General features: G+C 61.2%; 13 protein-coding genes. 2 read left to right on the plus strand and 11 right to left on the minus strand.

Annotated elements, in window-relative coordinates:
• Positions 1-3 precede the first annotated feature (3 nt).
• The gene (locus tag Q1W40_RS06755) at positions 4-981 is read right to left on the minus strand and encodes a TRAP transporter substrate-binding protein (RefSeq protein WP_300710257.1); all 978 of its coding nucleotides are present in this window, start codon (positions 979-981) and stop codon (positions 4-6) included.
• Positions 982-1,190: 209 nt separating this feature from the next.
• Here Q1W40_RS06755 and Q1W40_RS06760 point away from each other — a divergent pair, with 209 nt between their 5' ends.
• Both Q1W40_RS06760 and Q1W40_RS06765 read left to right on the plus strand, forming a co-directional pair.
• Entirely contained in the window at positions 1,191-1,724 is a 534-nt protein-coding gene (locus Q1W40_RS06760; protein ID WP_300710259.1) for a winged helix DNA-binding protein, read from the plus strand.
• 313 nt (positions 1,725-2,037) lie between these two features.
• Complete coding sequence (locus Q1W40_RS06765) at positions 2,038-5,700, plus strand: hydantoinase B/oxoprolinase family protein (protein ID WP_300710261.1); 3,663 nt, start codon at positions 2,038-2,040, stop codon at positions 5,698-5,700.
• Positions 5,701-5,759: 59 nt separating this feature from the next.
• Here the strand turns inward: Q1W40_RS06765 and Q1W40_RS06770 are convergent, their stop codons facing one another.
• From Q1W40_RS06770 to Q1W40_RS06815, 10 genes are all read right to left on the minus strand, one after another.
• Positions 5,760-6,182, minus strand: a complete 423-nt coding sequence (locus tag Q1W40_RS06770) for a helix-hairpin-helix domain-containing protein (RefSeq protein WP_300710263.1) — start codon at positions 6,180-6,182, stop codon at positions 5,760-5,762.
• Between the two features lie 17 nt (positions 6,183-6,199).
• Positions 6,200-7,354: a lipopolysaccharide assembly protein LapB gene (lapB, locus tag Q1W40_RS06775; RefSeq protein ID WP_300710265.1), complete on the minus strand. Its 1,155-nt coding sequence runs from the start codon at positions 7,352-7,354 to the stop codon at positions 6,200-6,202.
• Positions 7,344-7,631: a lipopolysaccharide assembly LapA domain-containing protein gene (locus Q1W40_RS06780; RefSeq protein ID WP_300710267.1), complete on the minus strand. Its 288-nt coding sequence runs from the start codon at positions 7,629-7,631 to the stop codon at positions 7,344-7,346. Before Q1W40_RS06780 ends, lapB begins: the two co-directional genes overlap by 11 nt.
• A 77-nt stretch (positions 7,632-7,708) precedes the next feature.
• Complete coding sequence (locus tag Q1W40_RS06785; protein ID WP_300710269.1) at positions 7,709-8,020, minus strand: integration host factor subunit beta; 312 nt, start codon at positions 8,018-8,020, stop codon at positions 7,709-7,711.
• A 105-nt stretch (positions 8,021-8,125) separates the two neighbouring features.
• On the minus strand, positions 8,126-9,805 hold the full coding sequence (rpsA, locus tag Q1W40_RS06790; protein ID WP_300710271.1) for a 30S ribosomal protein S1: 1,680 nt from the start codon (positions 9,803-9,805) through the stop codon (positions 8,126-8,128).
• Between the two features lie 202 nt (positions 9,806-10,007).
• Entirely contained in the window at positions 10,008-12,002 is a 1,995-nt protein-coding gene (locus Q1W40_RS06795) for a bifunctional 3-phosphoshikimate 1-carboxyvinyltransferase/cytidylate kinase (protein WP_300710273.1), read from the minus strand.
• Between the two features lie 3 nt (positions 12,003-12,005).
• Positions 12,006-12,902 (minus strand): prephenate dehydrogenase/arogenate dehydrogenase family protein, encoded by an 897-nt coding sequence (locus tag Q1W40_RS06800; protein WP_300710275.1) that lies wholly within the window; start codon positions 12,900-12,902, stop codon positions 12,006-12,008.
• Positions 12,899-13,999, minus strand: coding sequence for a prephenate dehydratase (pheA, locus tag Q1W40_RS06805; RefSeq protein ID WP_300710277.1), 1,101 nt, complete (start codon positions 13,997-13,999; stop codon positions 12,899-12,901). Before pheA ends, Q1W40_RS06800 begins: the two co-directional genes overlap by 4 nt.
• Before the next feature lie 13 nt (positions 14,000-14,012).
• On the minus strand, positions 14,013-15,104 hold the full coding sequence (serC, locus tag Q1W40_RS06810) for a 3-phosphoserine/phosphohydroxythreonine transaminase (protein ID WP_300710279.1): 1,092 nt from the start codon (positions 15,102-15,104) through the stop codon (positions 14,013-14,015).
• A gap of 3 nt (positions 15,105-15,107) precedes the next feature.
• A partial coding sequence (locus tag Q1W40_RS06815; protein ID WP_300710281.1) for a DNA gyrase C-terminal beta-propeller domain-containing protein occupies positions 15,108-16,930 on the minus strand: 1,823 nt, incomplete at its 5' end.

Consider the following 16,930-nt stretch of genomic DNA (forward strand, 5'->3'; position numbering starts at 1 on the left):
GGCTTATTTCTTGTTGTAGGCATCGACCAAGGCTTTGCCCTCAGCACCAGATTTCTCCAGCCATTCCTTGAGCATGGTGTCACCCACTTTGGCCATGTCGGCTTTCAGCTGGGCCGAGGGTGCGGTCACGGTCATGCCGTTGGCCTTGAGGGTGGCCAGCGTCGTGTCGTTGACTTTGCGCGACTCGCTCCAGCCACGGCTTTCAGCGTCTGCTGCGGCCTTCATCACGGCGTCTTGTGTGGGCTTGTCGAGCGCATCAAAAGCCTTCTTGTTGGCGATCACCGCGTTCTTGGGTAGCCAAGCCTGCACGTCGTAGTAGTACTTGAGGTGTTCGTAGAGCTTGCTGTCCACACCGGTCGCGCCCGAGGTCATGGTCGACTCGACCACGCCGGTGGCGAGAGCTTGGGTGAATTCAGCAGCCTGCACCGTCACGGGTTGCGCGCCCACCAGCTCGGCGATGCGGGCGGTGGAGGGGCTGTAGGAGCGCCACTTGATGCCCTTGAGGTCGGCGGCGCTGTTGAGCGGCTTCTTGCTGTAAATGCCTTGAGGGGGCCAGGCCACCGAGTACAGCAGCACCATGCCTTGCTCGGACAGTTTCTTCTCCATCAGTGGCTTTTGGGCTTTGTAGAGCTTCATGCCTTCGTCGTAGCTGTCGGCCAAAAAGGGCAGACCGTCTGCCGCGTAGATGGGCCATTCGTTGCTGAAGTTGGCCAACAAGATCTCACCGGCCTGGGCCTGACCACCTTGCACGGCGCGCTTGATTTCAGGCGCTTTGAACAGCGAGGCGTTGGCGTGCACCGTGATCTTGAGCTTGCCGCCCGAGGCCTTGTCCACGTCGGTGGCGAACTGAGCGAGGTTCAGCGAGTGGAAGTTGCTAGCCGGGTAGGCGGCAGGCAGGTCCCACTTGGTCTGGGCCGAGACAAAACCAGAGACAGCTAACAAGCCAGCCAGCAGGCTGAGGTGGAGGGCGCGACGTTTCATGAAAACTCCTGAGTAGATGGGACCAAGCCAAGAAGCACAGCAAAAGCTGTGCCCGTGATGTGCACGCGGGTGGTGCGTCGGCTGTTGTTCACTGTAGGCATGTTGCCCCGTGCTTGGGATCGGTGATTTCCCTTAATGTCAACAAATTGTTGGCAAATTGTCATGATGGCGACTAGACTTTCCCTCCAGTGCCCAGAAAGCGTGTGCCCATGCCCAGCAAAAATACAGCCCCCAACAAAGCCGCCAACCCCATCGTCTCTTCGGCCCATCTGGTCTCGCCCGACAGCGCCGAGATGAGCGAGTTCGAGTTCGGCCTGATCGTGGCGGGCAACGCGTTTCACCGCTGGATCATCCATTGCATGGCCGCCGCAGGCCTCAAGGATTTGACGCCCTTGGATGTGCTGGTGTTGCACCACGTGACGCACCGCGCCCGCGACAAACGCCTGGCCGACATCTGTTTCATCATGAACATCGAAGACACCCATTTGGTGAATTACGCCCTGAAAAAGCTGCAAGGCCTGGGTGTGGTGATGTCTCAAAAGCACGGCAAGGAAGTGACCTATGCGGCCACCGATGCAGGGCGCGGCTATGTGCAGCGTTACCGCGAAATCCGCGAAAGCTGCCTGATCGATGCGCTCAAGGCCGACGATGGCCTGAACCGCGACATTGGCGAGCTGGCCCGATTGCTGCGTGTGCTCTCGGGCATGTACGACCAGGCGGCGCGTGCTGCGGCTTCTTTGTGACATCGGCCTTGATGGATACGGCCATGGGCAATTTGAAAATTCCATGCACCAGCCAGCCCGCTCTTTCTCATCCCGGCTGTCTCTTCGTCATCCCGGCCCCTCTCTTTGTCATCCCGGCCTTGAGCCGGGATCCAGAGCGCACAGCCGACTTTTGCAAAGGGCAGCGGGCAACACTGGATCCCGGGTCTTCGCCCGGGATGAAAAAGGAAAAAGTCAGATGACAAAGAAAAAAGTCGGATGACAAACACGCGCACGCCAACGATGTTTTAACTTCATTGGATCGGATCAATTTATTCTGATTGTTGAGTGACTTATGACAGAACCTATCCTCACACCCGCATGCAAAAACCGTTGGCAATTCTGGATTGACCGGGGCGGCACCTTCACCGACGTGGTCGGCAAGCGGCCCGACGGCACTTTGGTCACGCACAAGCTGCTCTCTGAAAACCCCGAGCAGTACCGTGATGCGGCGGTGGCTGGCATTCGCCATTTGCTGGGCCTCCAAGCTGGCGAGCCGGTCACGCCCGAACTGGTCGAGTGCGTGAAGATGGGCACCACCGTGGCCACCAACGCGCTGCTGGAGCGCAAGGGCGAGGCGACGCTGCTGGTGACCACGCAAGGCTTTGGCGACGCGCTGCGCATTGCGTATCAAAACCGCCCGCGATTGTTTGACCGCCAGATCGTGCTGCCCGAATTGCTTTACAGCGCGGTGATCGAAGCGCAGGAGCGTGTGGCGGTGGATGGCGAGGTGTTGCAGCCCCTGGATGAGGCGCATTTGCGCACCCAATTGAAGCATTGGCACCAGCAAGGGGTGCGTTCTGTCGCCATCGTGTTCATGCACGGCTGGCGGCACACGGCGCATGAGCTGGCCGCTGCGCGCCTGGCGCGTGAGGAGGGTTTCACGCAGGTCAGCACCTCGCACCAGACCAGCCCGATGATGAAGCTGGTCAGTCGGGGTGACACCACGGTGGTGGATGCGTATTTGTCACCGATTTTGGGGCGCTATGTGAACCAGGTGGCCAGCGAGATGCCGGGCGTGAAGCTCATGTTCATGCAGTCTTCGGGTGGTCTCACGGACGCGCAGGTGTTTGCGGGCAAGGACGCGATTTTGAGCGGCCCGGCGGGCGGCATTGTGGGCATGGCCCGCACGGCGCAGCTGGCGGGGCACGACAAGGTGATTGGTTTTGACATGGGCGGCACGTCCACCGATGTGTCGCACTTTGCCGGGCAGTTCGAGCGCGAGTTTGAAACGCAAGTGGCGGGGGTGCGCATGCGCGCGCCGATGATGAGCATCCACACGGTGGCCGCAGGTGGCGGGTCTTTGCTGGCCTATGACGGTGCTCGTTTTCGCGTCGGCCCGCAAAGCGCGGGGGCCAACCCGGGCCCAGCCAGTTACCGCCGGGGCGGGCCGCTGGCCGTGACCGATGCGAACGTGATGGTGGGCAAGGTGCAACCGAAGTTTTTCCCGTCGGTATTTGGCCCAGAAGCCAACCAGCCGCTGGACGCCGAGGTGGTGCGTGGGCATTTTGCGAAACTGGCCGCGCAAACCGGGCGTGCCGCTGAAGACGTCGCGCACGGTTTCATCCAGATCGCGGTACAACAGATGGCCAACGCGATCAAGAAAATCTCGGTGGCGCGTGGCTATGACGTGACGCGCTACACCTTGCAGTGTTTTGGCGGCGCAGGTGGTCAGCACGCTTGTCTTGTGGCCGATGCCCTGGGCATGTCGCAGGTGCTGGTGCACCCGCTGGCGGGTGTCTTGTCGGCTTACGGCATGGGCCTGGCCGACCAGAACGTGATGCGCGAAGAATCCATTGAGCGGCGCCTGGACGCTGCGGCCATGCCCTTCATGGCCGAGCGCTTGCAGACTTTGGGCGAAACCTCACGCCAAGCCTTGCTGGCCCAGATGGGCGTGGATGCCGGAGGTGCCGACCGCATCGAGCTGCGCCAACGCGCGCATTTGCGCTACGAAGGCACCGACTCGGCGCTGGTCGTGCCATGGGGTGATCAAGCCCAGTTGGTGGCCGGGTTTGAGGCGGCCTACCGCCAGCGCTTTGCCTTTTTGATGCAGGGCAAGGCCCTGGTGGTTGAGGCGGTGTCGGTCGAGGCGGTGCTGCCCGGCGATGCCCCCGAAGAAGCCGTGCTGGTCGTGCACCCGCAGCGCGATGTGCCGCGCCGTGACACCGTGCAGGTCTATGCCGCCAACGCGCAAGGTGTGGCCCAGTGGCAGGACGCCGCGCTGGTGGTGCGCGAGGACATGCGCCCCGGCGACGTGATCGATGGCCCCGCCATCATTGCCGAGAAAAACGCCACCACGGTGGTGGAAGCCGGTTGGCAAGCGCGCCTGACCGCACTGGACCATTTGCTGCTGGTGCGCGTGCATGCGCGGGCGGTGCAACACGCCGCAGGCACGCAGGCCGACCCGGTGCTGCTGGAGGTCTTCAACAACCTGTTCATGAACATCGCCGAGCAGATGGGGCTGCAGCTGCAAAACACGGCTTATTCGGTCAACATCAAGGAGCGGCTGGATTTTTCGTGCGCGCTGTTCAGCGCAGAAGGCCATTTGATCGCCAACGCGCCGCACATGCCTGTGCATTTAGGCTCGATGGGTGAAAGCATCCAGACCGTGATTCAAGAGAACAAGGGCCGCATGCAGCCGGGCGACGTGTTCGTGCTGAACGACCCCTACCACGGCGGCACGCATTTGCCCGACATCACCGTGATCACGCCGGTCTATTTGGAGGGCCACAAAGACCCTGTGTTTTATGTCGGCTCACGCGGGCACCACGCCGATGTGGGTGGCTTGACGCCCGGCTCCATGCCGCCGTTTTCCACGCGCATTGAAGAAGAGGGTGTGCAGATCGACAACTTCAAATTGGTCGATGCGGGTCACTTGCGCGAGGCCGAGATGGTGGCGCTGCTGCAAAGCGGCGAGTACCCCTCGCGCAACCCGCAGCAAAACATGGCCGACCTGAAAGCGCAAATTGCCGCCAACGAAAAAGGCGTGCAAGAGCTGCGCCGCATGGTCGAGCAGTTTGGCCTGGACGTGGTGCAGGCCTATATGCGCCATGTGCAAGACAACGCCGAGGAGTCGGTGCGCCGCGTCATCACGCGCCTCAAAGATGGCGCATTCACTTTGCCGCTCGACAACGGCGCGCAGATCCAGGTGGCGGTGCGCGTGAATGCGCCAGAGCGTACGGCCGAGATCGACTTCACCGGCACCAGCGCCCAGCTGCCCAACAACTTCAACGCCCCGCGTGCGGTGTGCATGGCAGCCGTCTTGTATGTGTTCCGCAGCCTGGTGGACGATGACATCCCCCTGAACGCCGGTTGCTTGAAGCCGCTCAAGGTCATCATTCCACAGGGTTCGATGCTCAACCCCAATCCGCCCGCTTCGGTGGTGGCAGGCAATGTGGAAACCTCGACCTGCATCACCAACGCGCTGTTTGGCGCTTTGGGCGTGATGGCGGGTAGCCAGCCGACCATGAACAACTTCACCTTTGGCAATGCCCGTGTGCAGTATTACGAAACCATTTCCGGTGGCAGCGGCGCGGGTGGACGCTACGATGCGCAGGGCCAATTGGTGGGGGGGTTTGATGGCACCTCGGTGGTGCAAACCCACATGACCAATTCACGCCTCACGGACCCGGAGGTGTTGGAGTTCCGCTTTCCGGTGCGGCTGGAAAGTTATGCGATTCGCCAGGGCTCTGGCGGCGCAGGGCGCTGGCATGGTGGCGACGGCGGGGTGCGCCGCGTGCGCTTTCTGGAGCCGATGACGGCAGGCATCTTGTCCAACGGGCGCATACACCCGGCCTTTGGCATGGCGGGCGGTCACAGTGGCTTGACGGGCATCAACCGCGTGGTGCGCAGCGATGGCAGCGTGCAAGAGTTGGCTCACATAGGTCAGGTCGAGATGCAGGCTGGCGATGTGTTTGAGATCCACACGCCTGGAGGCGGGGGATTTGGCGCCGTTTGAGCTCTGCCTTCCGGTGTCGACTTCAACAGCAGACCACAGCATGTGTGGCAGCAAGCCATTTATTGGGGCTTGGGTGTCGTAGTGGCGGGCGCTGAGGTTGGTGCTGAAGGCGTGTACAACTGGCCCTGTACCCTCAGCCCTTGCGCAGACAAGCTGTCTGCTTTTTTGGGGCCGATGCCCTTGATGCGCTGCATGACATCTGCCCAATCTGTGAACGCGCCTTTTTGACGCTCATTGAGCACTTGTCGTGTCAGGCTTGGACCGACGCCTTTGAGGCCGTCCAGGTCGATTTCTGAGGCTTGGTTCAGTTCGATCTGTGCCCGGCAAAGTCCGGCAAACAAACCGGTCACCAGCACGGCAGTTATTTTTAGGATCATGCGATGCCCCTCCCCTGTACTGGTGAACCAGTTGTTTGCAAGACAGGGCGATTCTCCGGCCTGGGCGTGTGCGGGTAAAGTTTTTAGAGGGTTCGCTTGAAACAAGATGTTTCAAGATGCTTTCAAAGTTCTTCGACGCGGCGCGGCGGGTAGCTGTCCCAGGCTTGGCAACCCGGGCAATGCCAGAAGTGTTCTTTGGCTTCAAAGCCACAGGCCGCACAGCGGTAACGGGCCAAGGGCCGCGTGGCTTGCTCCAGTGCCTTTTGAACGGGTGCAGGCAGGGGTTCTTGCTGGGCTTGTCCATTGAGCCAGCGCGAAGCCGCCATCAAGGAGGGGTGCTTTTGCAAATGGTCCAGGTACCGCTGATGCGATGCCGCTTGACCGGATGGTTCTGCCGTTTCCAAGCTGGCCATGGCTTCGAGCACATCGATGCAAGGTTGTTTGGCGTAATGCGCCTCCAACACATGGAATGCGGTCGCGCTCAAATGGGCCGCTTGGGCGGCTTTCGCCAAGCTGCTGGCTGCCAAGGGGGCCGAGGCATCTGTTTTCTCAAACAGCGTCTTCAGTGTTTCAAAAGCAGCATGGCTCTGGCCTTGGGCCAGTTGCAGTTGGCCCAATAAAATCCGTGGACGGGCTGCGTCGGGTGAATCGATGATGGCGCGTTGTAGCAGTTGCAGGGCTTTGGCTGAGTCGCCTTGCTGTACAGCCTCCCTTGCCAGCTCGCATTGGTAGTGCGCCATGCGCACGCTGAAGTTGGCTTCCCCTGATTTTTCAAGCAGTTGTGCCACCAGCGTGGCTTCGGGCCACTCGCGTGAACGTTCGTAAATGGCCAAGCGAGCCAGACGGGCTTGACCTTCATACGTTGTTCCCTCGAGTTTGCGCAAAGCTTCTTCGGCCCGATCGAGCAGACCGGCTTTCAGGTAATCGAGTGCCAAACCGTGTTGTGCGCGCTGGCGATCGGCGTTGCTCAAGTCGGCACGCGACAGCAGGTGTTCGTGCACGCGTACGGCACGGTCGTACTCGCCGCGACGGCGAAACAAGTTGCCCAGGGCGAAGTGCAGTTCCGAGGTGTCGGGGTCGTTCTGGACGGCTTCGATGAAGGCGTCGATGGCCTGGTCCTGTTGCTCATTGAGCAGGTAATTGAGGCCCTTGAAATAGGCGCGCGGTGCTTGGCGGTTGGCGATGCGCAGCTGGCGCAGGTCCAGGCGCGAAGCCAGCCAGCCCAGGCCAAAAGCCATGGGCAAGCCCAGCAAAATCCAGGTCAGGTCAAGTTCCATGCGGTGTCTCGGGCGAAGGTGTTGCTTCAGGGCTTGTCTTGGTATTTTGTTGGGCCGCCTGGCGGTGGCGCCACCAGCGAGGCACCATGCCCAGCACGCCAATCACCACGCCCAGAGCGAACGCTGACAGCACCACCAACACGGTGGGGGCTTGCCAAGAGGTGCCAAAAAAGAAATGGACACGCGTTTCTTGCTGGTTGTTCAGCGCGAATGCAAAGAGGGTGAAAAAAACCGCCGCTTTCAGCAGCCACTGAAGCAGGCGAAGCAGACGTTTCATGGGGAACCTCGGGAAGCTGCAAACATTCTAATGGGCCTCGAGACCGGCATGTTTGCATGTGTGCGGTGCTTGACCGATCAAGTTTTGTTCTTGGCGGCAGCCGCAGCAGTGCCGGCATCTACAGCCTCACGCAAGGCTTTGCCGGGTTTGAAATGGGGCACCCGTTTTTCAGGGATCTCAACGCTTTCGCCCGAGCGCGGATTGCGACCGATGCGGGGGGGACGACGGTTGATCGAGAAGCTGCCAAAGCCGCGAATTTCGATGCGGTGCCCGCGCACCAAGGCATCGCTCATGGCATCCAGCACCGTTTTGACGGCCAGTTCGGCGTCACGGTGGGTCAACTGCGCGTAGCGCGCGGCCAATTCTTCAACCAGATCAGAGCGTGTCATGGAGTTCTTCTTATTTTCAAGTCATCTGCAGAGGTCTGAAAAAAGCCTGCCCCCATCACAGGGGCAGGCTTTACAGACAGCAGCTGTCTTTCAGTTCAACAACGATCAGTTGTTGTCCAACTTGGCGCGCAGCAGTGCGCCCAGGCTGGTGGTGCCAGCGTTTTCACGCGAAGACTGTTGCGACAGCGAAGCCATGGCTTCTTGCTGGTCAGCTTGGTCTTTGGCTTTGATCGACAACTGGATGTTGCGGGTCTTGCGATCCACGTTCACCACCACAGCAGTCACTTCGTCGCCGACTTTCAGCACATGGCTGGCGTCTTCCACGCGGTCACGCGAGATTTCGCTGACGCGCAGGTAGCCCACGATGTCTTCGCCCAGGTCGATTTCAGCGCCCTTGGCATCCACGGTCTTGACCTTACCGGTGACGGTCTGGCCTTTGTCGTTGATGGATGTGAAGGTGGTGAAAGGATCGGAGTCGAGCTGTTTGATGCCCAAGCTGATGCGCTCGCGGTCCACGTCCACAGCCAAGACCAAAGCCTCGACTTCTTGACCCTTCTTGAATTCGCGCACGGCGTTTTCGCCAGACTCGTTCCAGGACAGGTCGGACAGGTGCACCAGGCCGTCGATGCCGGCAGCCAGACCCACGAACACGCCGAAGTCGGTGATCGACTTGATCGGGCCCTTGACGCGGTCGCCGCGCTTGGTGTTCTGAGCAAACTCTTGCCATGGGTTGGCACGGCACTGCTTCATGCCCAAGCTGATGCGGCGCTTGTCTTCGTCGATCTCGAGGACCATGACTTCGACTTCGTCGCCCAGTGACACGATCTTGGAAGGAGCCACGTTCTTGTTGGTCCAGTCCATTTCAGACACGTGCACCAAGCCTTCGATGCCGGGTTCGAGTTCCACAAACGCGCCGTAGTCGGCGATGTTGGTGATCTTGCCGAACATGCGGGTGCCTTGTGGGTAGCGGCGGTTCACGCCCATCCAAGGATCGTCGCCCATTTGCTTGAGGCCCAAGGACACGCGGTTTTTCTCGGTGTCGAACTTGAGGATCTTGGCGGTGATTTCCTGACCAGCAGTGACCACTTCGGAAGGGTGACGGACACGGCGCCATGCCATGTCGGTGATGTGCAACAGGCCGTCGATGCCGCCCAAGTCCACGAACGCACCGTATTCGGTGATGTTCTTGACCACGCCATTGACGATGGAGCCTTCGCGCAGGGTTTCCATCAGTTTGGCGCGCTCTTCGCCCATGGAAGCTTCCACCACGGCACGGCGAGACAACACGACGTTGTTGCGCTTGCGGTCGAGCTTGATGACCTTGAATTCCAGGGTCTTGTTCTCATAGGGAGACAGGTCTTTGGTAGGACGTGTGTCGACCAAAGAGCCGGGCAGGAAGGCGCGGATGCCGTTGACCAAAACGGTCAGGCCACCCTTGACTTTGCCGCTGGTCACGCCAGTGACGAATTCGCCGGATTCCAGGGCTTTTTCCAAAGACATCCACGAAGCCAGACGCTTGGCGGTGTCGCGCGACAGGATGGTGTCGCCGTAGCCGTTTTCGATGGAGCCAATGGCCACCGAGACAAAGTCGCCGACCTGGACTTCGACTTCACCCTGGTCGTTCTTGAACTCTTCGAGGGGCACGTAGGACTCGGACTTGAGACCGGCGTTGACGACCACGAAGTTGTGTTCGATGCGCACCACTTCAGCGGTGATGACTTCACCAGGGCGCATTTCGGTACGTTGCAGGGATTCCTCAAAGAGGGCGGCAAAAGATTCAGACATGTGATTTCCTCATCCACCAACAGGACTGACGAACGCGGTATGCGTCGTTTCCAGGAGCTGCAGTGGCGATTGGTTGGCGGTGTGAACCGCGGTTGGTTAGCAAAATCCACGAAGCCGGTGTGCAAGCTGCACGAGGGGAGCGACGTGGAACCCGAAAATCAGCCCGCGCAATGCAGGCTGTTGGCCTGAGCTTGGCGCAAAGTCATGCGCCAAAAACCTGCCTGCCTTGCCACCAGCTCAGGACCTGATCCACCGAAGCTTCGATGGACAAGGACGAGTTGTCCAGTTGCAAGGCATCTTGCGCGGGCTGGAAAGGCGCAACGCTGCGGGACATGTCCCGGGCATCGCGCGCTTCCAAGTCAGCGCGAAGACTGTCGATATTAGCCGAAAAACCCTTAGAAATCAATTGCTTATGCCGTCTTTCGGCCCTTTGGGCAGCGCTGGCGGTCAAAAACACCTTCAAAGGGGCGTTGGGGAAGATCACGGTGCCCATGTCGCGGCCGTCGGCCAAGAGGCCGGGCAGGCGCTGGAAACTGTGCTGCAAGTCGACCAGCGCCTCGCGCACAGCGGGCAAAACGGACACTTTGGAGGCGTTCATGCCGCCTTGCTCGCTGCGGATCGCATCGGTCACGTCCACATTGTTCAGCAAGACCTGCTCGCCCTCAAAGCGCACGGGCAGGTGGCGGGCCAGCTGGGCGATTTGGGCTTCGTCGGCGGCTTCGAGGGACAGGCCCACTTGCAAAGTCGCATGGGCCGTCACGCGGTAGAGAGCGCCCGAGTCCAAATAGTGATAGCCGAGCTGCGCAGCCACGCGGCTGGCCAACGTGCCCTTGCCCGAGGCGGTGGGGCCGTCGATGCAGATGACCGGGATGTTTTCTGCGGCTGTGTGCGCCACCGAAAACAGGGCCTCGAAATAGTCGGGGAAGGTCTTGGCCACGCACTTGGGGTCTTCGATGCGCACCGGGACCTGGTCGGCGTTGAAGGCCGCCAGCGAGAAGCACATGGCCACGCGGTGGTCGTCGTAGGTGTGGATGCTGGCGCGCTGCCATTGTCCGGCGGGCAGGGGGTGGATGGTGATCCAGTCCGGGCCTTCTTCGACGGTGGCACCCAGCTTGCGGCTTTCGGTGGCCATGGCCGCGATGCGGTCGGTTTCCTTGACGCGCCAGCTGGCGATGTTGCGCAGCGTGGTCGGGCCATCGGCATAGAGTGCCATCACGCCCAGTGTCATGGCAGCGTCGGGGATGTGGTTGCAGTCGAGCGTGATGCCCTTGAGCGGCCAGGCCTCCCGGTTGATTTCGAGCCAGTTGGGGCCGCTGGTGATTTTTGCGCCCATTTGGGCGGCGGCGTCCATGAAGCGGATGTCGCCCTGGATCGAGTCTGCGCCCACGCCCTGGATGCGGATGCCGTCACCTTGGGCGATGGCGCCCAGCGCGATGAAGTAGCTGGCCGAAGAAGCATCGGCCTCAACGTGGATGCTGCCCGGCGACTGGTAGCGGCTGCCGGCCGGGATGACAAAGCGTTCCCAGCCATGGCGTTCCACCGCAATGCCGTAGCGCGCCAGCAGGTTGAGCGTGATCTCGATGTAGGGCTTGCTGATGAGCTCACCGATCACTTCGATCGTGATGGCGCGATCCGTGGCGGCCAATGGCAGCGCCATCAGCAGCGCGGTGAGGAACTGGCTGGACACATCACCGCGCACGGGGATGGGCTTGTCTACTTGCAGCTGCGGCTGGCCAATGCGCAGGGGCGGGTAGCCGGCGTTGCCCAGGTAGTCGATGGCGCAGCCCAGTTCGCGCAGGGCGTCCACCAGATCGCCAATCGGCCGCTCGTGCATGCGGGGCACGCCCTTGAGCGTGAAGTCGCCGCCCTGCACCGCCAGTGCCGCTGTGAGCGGGCGCATGGCCGTGCCCGCGTTGCCCATGAAAAATTCAATCGCTTCGGAAGGCCAAGCGCGGCCACCCAAGCCGGTGATGGTCACCGTGGTGCCTGCCACTTCGACGCCGCAGCCCAGCTGGCGCAGCGCGGCCAGCATCACGCGGGTGTCGTCAGAGTCCAGCAGGTCATGCACCACGGTCGTACCTTGGCACAAGGCCGAGAGCAGCAACACGCGGTTGGAAATGCTTTTGGAGCCAGGCAGGGTGACAGTGCCGGACGCGCCTTGCAGCGCAGGAAGGTCGAGGAAGGCGGTGGAGAACATTGTTCAGTCTTCAGAAGCTTTGTTGCAAGCGTTACCCGCTTGCAGTGTCCAGGCCGAGCGCACATCGCTGGCTTGTTGAATCAGTTGCTGCAGCGCGGCGTTGTCGCCCTGTTTCAAGGCGTTTTCAAATTGATCGAGGGCCGCGCGAAAGTGGGTCACTTGCGTGAGCACCTCGGCATGGTTCGCGCTCAAAATGTCGCGCCACACCGATGCATCGGAGGCTGCGATGCGCGAGAAGTCTCTGAAGCCCGGGCCGGCCATCTCCAGAAATGCAGCCCCTTGGGCTTGCGCCGTCAAGGCGTTCACCGCGGCAAAGGCCAGCATGTGGGGCAGGTGGCTGACGGCCGCAAAGGTGGCGTCGTGTGCCTCAGGCGTCATGTTGCTCACGTGGCTGCCGATGGCGGTCCACACATCGTGTGCGGCCTGCATTTTGTGGATGCCGGTTTTTGGCAGCGGCGTGAGGATGGTGCGGCGGTCTTGGTACAGCGCGGCCTCGGCATGCTCGATGCCCGCGACCTCTTTGCCTGCGATCGGGTGGGCGGGCACGAAGCAGCTCAGGCGGTCGCCCAAGGTGGCAAGTGCTGCGGCGATCACATCGCATTTGGTGGAGCCCACATCCATCAGCAAGGCACTTGGCGCCAGCACGTCGCGCATGGCGGCAAAGCTGCTGTGCATCGCGCCCACGGGCACGGCCAGCAGCACCAGGTCTGCGCCTTGCACGGCTTCGGCCACGCTGGTACAGGCTTGGTCGATGACTTCCAGTTCGACAGCGCGTTGGCGGGTTTTTTCAGAGGCGCTGAAGCCAGCGATGGTTTGCACCAGGCCCGCTTGGCGCAAAGCGAGCGCAAACGAGCCGCCCATCAGGCCGCAGCCGATCAAGGCAAGCCGCTGGAATGTCATTCGGAAACCGGGTAGGAACCCAAGACCTTGTAGAAGGCGCACAGGCCTTGCAGCTCTTGCAGGGCCGCTGCAACATGCGGTTCGCTGATGTGGCCTTGCAGGTCGATGTAGAAGTAATACTCCCACTGCCCCGATTTGGCAGGGCGCGACTCAAAGCGGGTCATGGACACGCCGTTGTTCTTGAGCGGCACCAACAAATCGTGCACGGCGCCGGGGCGGTTGGGCACCGACACCACCAGGCTGGTGCAGTCTTTGCCTGAGGCGGGTGGCGTGGCCAGGGTTTGCGGCAAGGCAATCACCGCGAAGCGCGTGCGGTTGAAGGCCTCGTCCTGGATGGCGTGGTGCACGATGTGCAAGCCAAACTGGCTCGCAGCGCGTTCGCTGGCCAAAGCGGCCCAGGCGGGATTGGAGGCGGCCAAGCGGGCGCCTTCGGCGTTGCTCGATACCGCGCGGCGCTCCACGTGTGGCAAGTGCTTGGACAGCCAACCTTGACACTGGGCCAAGGCCTGGGGGTGGGCCATGACGACTTCGATGCCTGCATCGGAGTTGAGTTGGCGCAGCAGATTGAATCGCACTTGCAAGCTGACTTCGCCCACCACATGCACGGGCGAGCGCAAGAACAAATCGAGCGAACGGGCCACCACGCCTTCAGTGGAGTTTTCCATGCCCACCACGCCGTATTGGGCGGAGCCCGCCGCAGTGGCGTGGAAGACTTCGTCGAAGTTGGCGCAATAAATCAGGTTGGCGGCGCTGCCGAAAAACTCAATCGCCGCTTGTTCGCAAAACGTGCCTTGGGGGCCAAGCACCGCCACACGTTGTGGCGCTTCGAGGGCCAAGCAGGCCGACATGATTTCTCGCCAAATGGAGGCAACGTGCTCGTTCTTGAGCGGGCCGGGGTTGGCTTGGGTGATCTTGTCGATGACCTGCGCCACGCGGTCGGGGCGAAAGAAGGGCGAGCCTTCGGCGCGTTTGATTTCGCCGACTTTTTCTGCCACTTTGGCGCGGTCGTTCAGCAGTTGCAGCAGTTGCTTGTCCAGCGAGTCGATCTGCACCCGCAAAGCGCCCAGCGCTTCGGACTGAATAGGTTGTTGGCTCATGGTCCTGAGGGCGTTAAGCCTGTGTTTTTTCAAATTCGCGCAGGTAGTCCACCAGCGCCTGCACGCCCGCAAGAGGCATGGCGTTGTAAATGCTGGCACGCATGCCGCCGACCGATTTGTGGCCCTTGAGCTGCAGCAAGCCGCGTGCCTTGGCCCCGGCCAAAAAGGCGTCGTTGCGCGACTCGTCGCGGAGGAAGAAGGGCACGTTCATGCGCGAGCGGCAGGCCTTGTCCACCTTGTTCACATACAGGGCCGAGTTGTCCAGGCAGTCGTACAGCAGTTGGGCTTTGGCGATGTTGCGTTGCTCCATGGCGGCAATGCCGCCGTGCTTTTTGAGCCACTGAAAGACCAGGCCCGCGATGTAGATGCTGTAGGTGGGCGGGGTGTTGTACATCGACTGGTTGTCGGCCACCAGCTTGTAGTCAAAGGCACTGGGGCAATGGGGCAGGGCATGGCCGATCAGGTCTTCGCGCACGATGACCAAGGTCAGGCCTGCTGGGCCGAGGTTCTTTTGAGCACCGCCAAAGGCCAGGCCCACACGGGACCAGTCCACCGGGCGCGAGGCCACATGGGAGGAGAAATCCACCACCAGCGGTGCATCGCAGCCCAAAGCCTTGAGGTCTGGCAATTCATGGAATTCCACGCCGTGGATGGTTTCGTTGCCGCAGATGTGCACATAGCGGCTGTCAGGACCAATTTGCCAGCTCGCCGCTTGGGGCAGGCTGGTGAAGCCATCGGCCTGAGCCGATGCGGCCACACGCGATGTGGCGTATTTGGCAGCTTCTTTTTGAGACTTCTGGCTCCAGCTGCCGGTCAGCACGAAATCGACCGCGCCACCCTGTGACAGGTTCAGCGGGATGATGGCGTTTTCGGCCAGGCCACCGCCTTGCATGAACAAGATCTTGAAGTTCGCAGGCACGTCCAGCAGCTCGCGCAGGTCGGATTCGGCCTGCTCGTAGATGCTGATGAATTCCTTGCCGCGGTGGCTCATCTCCATCACGCTCATGCCCGAGCCGTGCCAGTCGAGCATTTCTGCGGCGGCTTGTTGCAAGACCTCTTCGGGCATGACGGCCGGACCGGCCGAGAAATTGAAAGCTCGGCTCATGCCTTATTCCGCTGCTGGGGTGTTGTCGTCTGTGGAGCCTTCTTCGGCGTCGGCTTCGGGGTCATTCGCGTTGGCGTCGTTTTCGACAATGCGTTGCAAACCGCTGAGCTTGGCGCCTTCGTCCAGGTTGATCAAGGTCACGCCTTGTGTGGCGCGGCCCAGTTCGCGGATTTCGGCCACACGGGTGCGCACCAGAACGCCCGTGTCGGTGATCAGCATGATCTCATCATCGGCATGCACCAAGGTGGCGGCCACGACTTTGCCGTTGCGCTCGGATTGCTGGATGGCGATCATGCCCTTGGTGCCACGGCCGTGACGTGTGTACTCGACGATGCTGGTGCGTTTGCCGTAGCCGTTTTCGGTGGCGGTCAGCACGCTTTGCGTTTCGTCTTCGGCCACCAGCATGGCGATCACGCTTTGGCCTTCTTCGATCATCATGCCGCGCACGCCACGGGCGCTGCGGCCCAGAGGACGCACATCGTTTTCGTCAAAGCGCACAGCCTTGCCGCCGTCGCTGAACAGCATCACATCGTGTTGGCCGTCGGTCAGCGCAGCGCCGATCAAATAGTCGCCTTCGTCCAGGTTGACGGCAATGATGCCGCCCTTGCGGGGGTTGCTGAATTCGTCCAGTGAGGTCTTCTTGACCGTGCCCATGGAGGTGCCCATGAACACGTATTGGTTTTCCGGGAAGGTGCGGGCTTCGCCGGTCAAGGCCAGCACCACGTTGATCTTCTCGCCTTCTTGCAGCGGGAACATGTTTACGATGGGGCGACCGCGCGAGCCGCGCGAGCCGGCAGGCACTTCCCAGACCTTGAGCCAGTACAGGCGGCCACGGTTGGAGAAGCACAGCAGGTAGTCGTGTGTGTTGGCAATGAAGAGCTGGTCGATCCAGTCGTCTTCTTTGGTGGCGGCCGCTTGTTTGCCACGGCCACCGCGCTTTTGGGCACGGTATTCAGACAAGGGTTGGCTCTTGATGTAGCCGCTGTGCGAGAGTGTCACCACCATGTCGGTGGGCGTGATCAGGTCTTCGGTCGACAGGTCTTGCGCGCTGTGCTCGATCTGGCTGCGGCGTGCGCCGATTTTGGTTTGTCCAAATTCTTGGCGCACGGTGCCCAGCTCGTCGCCGATGATGGTCGAGACGCGTTCGGGCTTGGCCAGAATGTCCAGCAGGTCTTCGATGACCGACATGACTTCTTTGTATTCGGCCACGATCTTGTCTTGCTCCAGACCGGTCAGGCGCTGCAGGCGCATCTGCAAAATCTCTTGCGCTTGCGTGTCCGACAAGCGGTACAGGCCGTCTTGGCCCAAACCGTATTCGCGCTCCAGACCTTCGGGGCGGTAGTCGTCGGCATTGACCACAGAGCCATCGTCGCGGGCGCGGGTCAGCATGGTGCGCACCATCTGGCTGTCCCAGGCGCGAGTCATCAGCTCGGCCTTGGCCACAGGTGGCGTCGGCGCGTTGCGGATGATCGCAATGAAATCGTCGATGTTGGCAAGTGCCACGGCCAGGCCTTCGAGCACGTGGCCACGGTCACGCGCTTTGCGCAGCTCGAACACGGTGCGGCGCGTGACCACTTCGCGGCGGTGCTGCAAGAAGACCTGGATCAGGTCTTTCAGGTTGCACAGCTTGGGCTGGCCGTCGATCAGGGCCACCATGTTCATGCCGAAGGTGTCTTGGAGCTGGGTTTGCTTGTACAGGTTGTTCAGCACAACCTCAGGCACTTCGCCGCGCTTGAGCTCGATCACCACCCGCATGCCGGACTTGTCGGATTCGTCCTGGATGTGGCTGATGCCTTCGATCTTCTTTTCGTGCACCAGCTCGGCAA

Origin of the sequence: Limnohabitans sp., assembly GCF_030158565.1 — a bacterium.
Taxonomy (GTDB): domain Bacteria; phylum Pseudomonadota; class Gammaproteobacteria; order Burkholderiales; family Burkholderiaceae_C; genus Limnohabitans_A.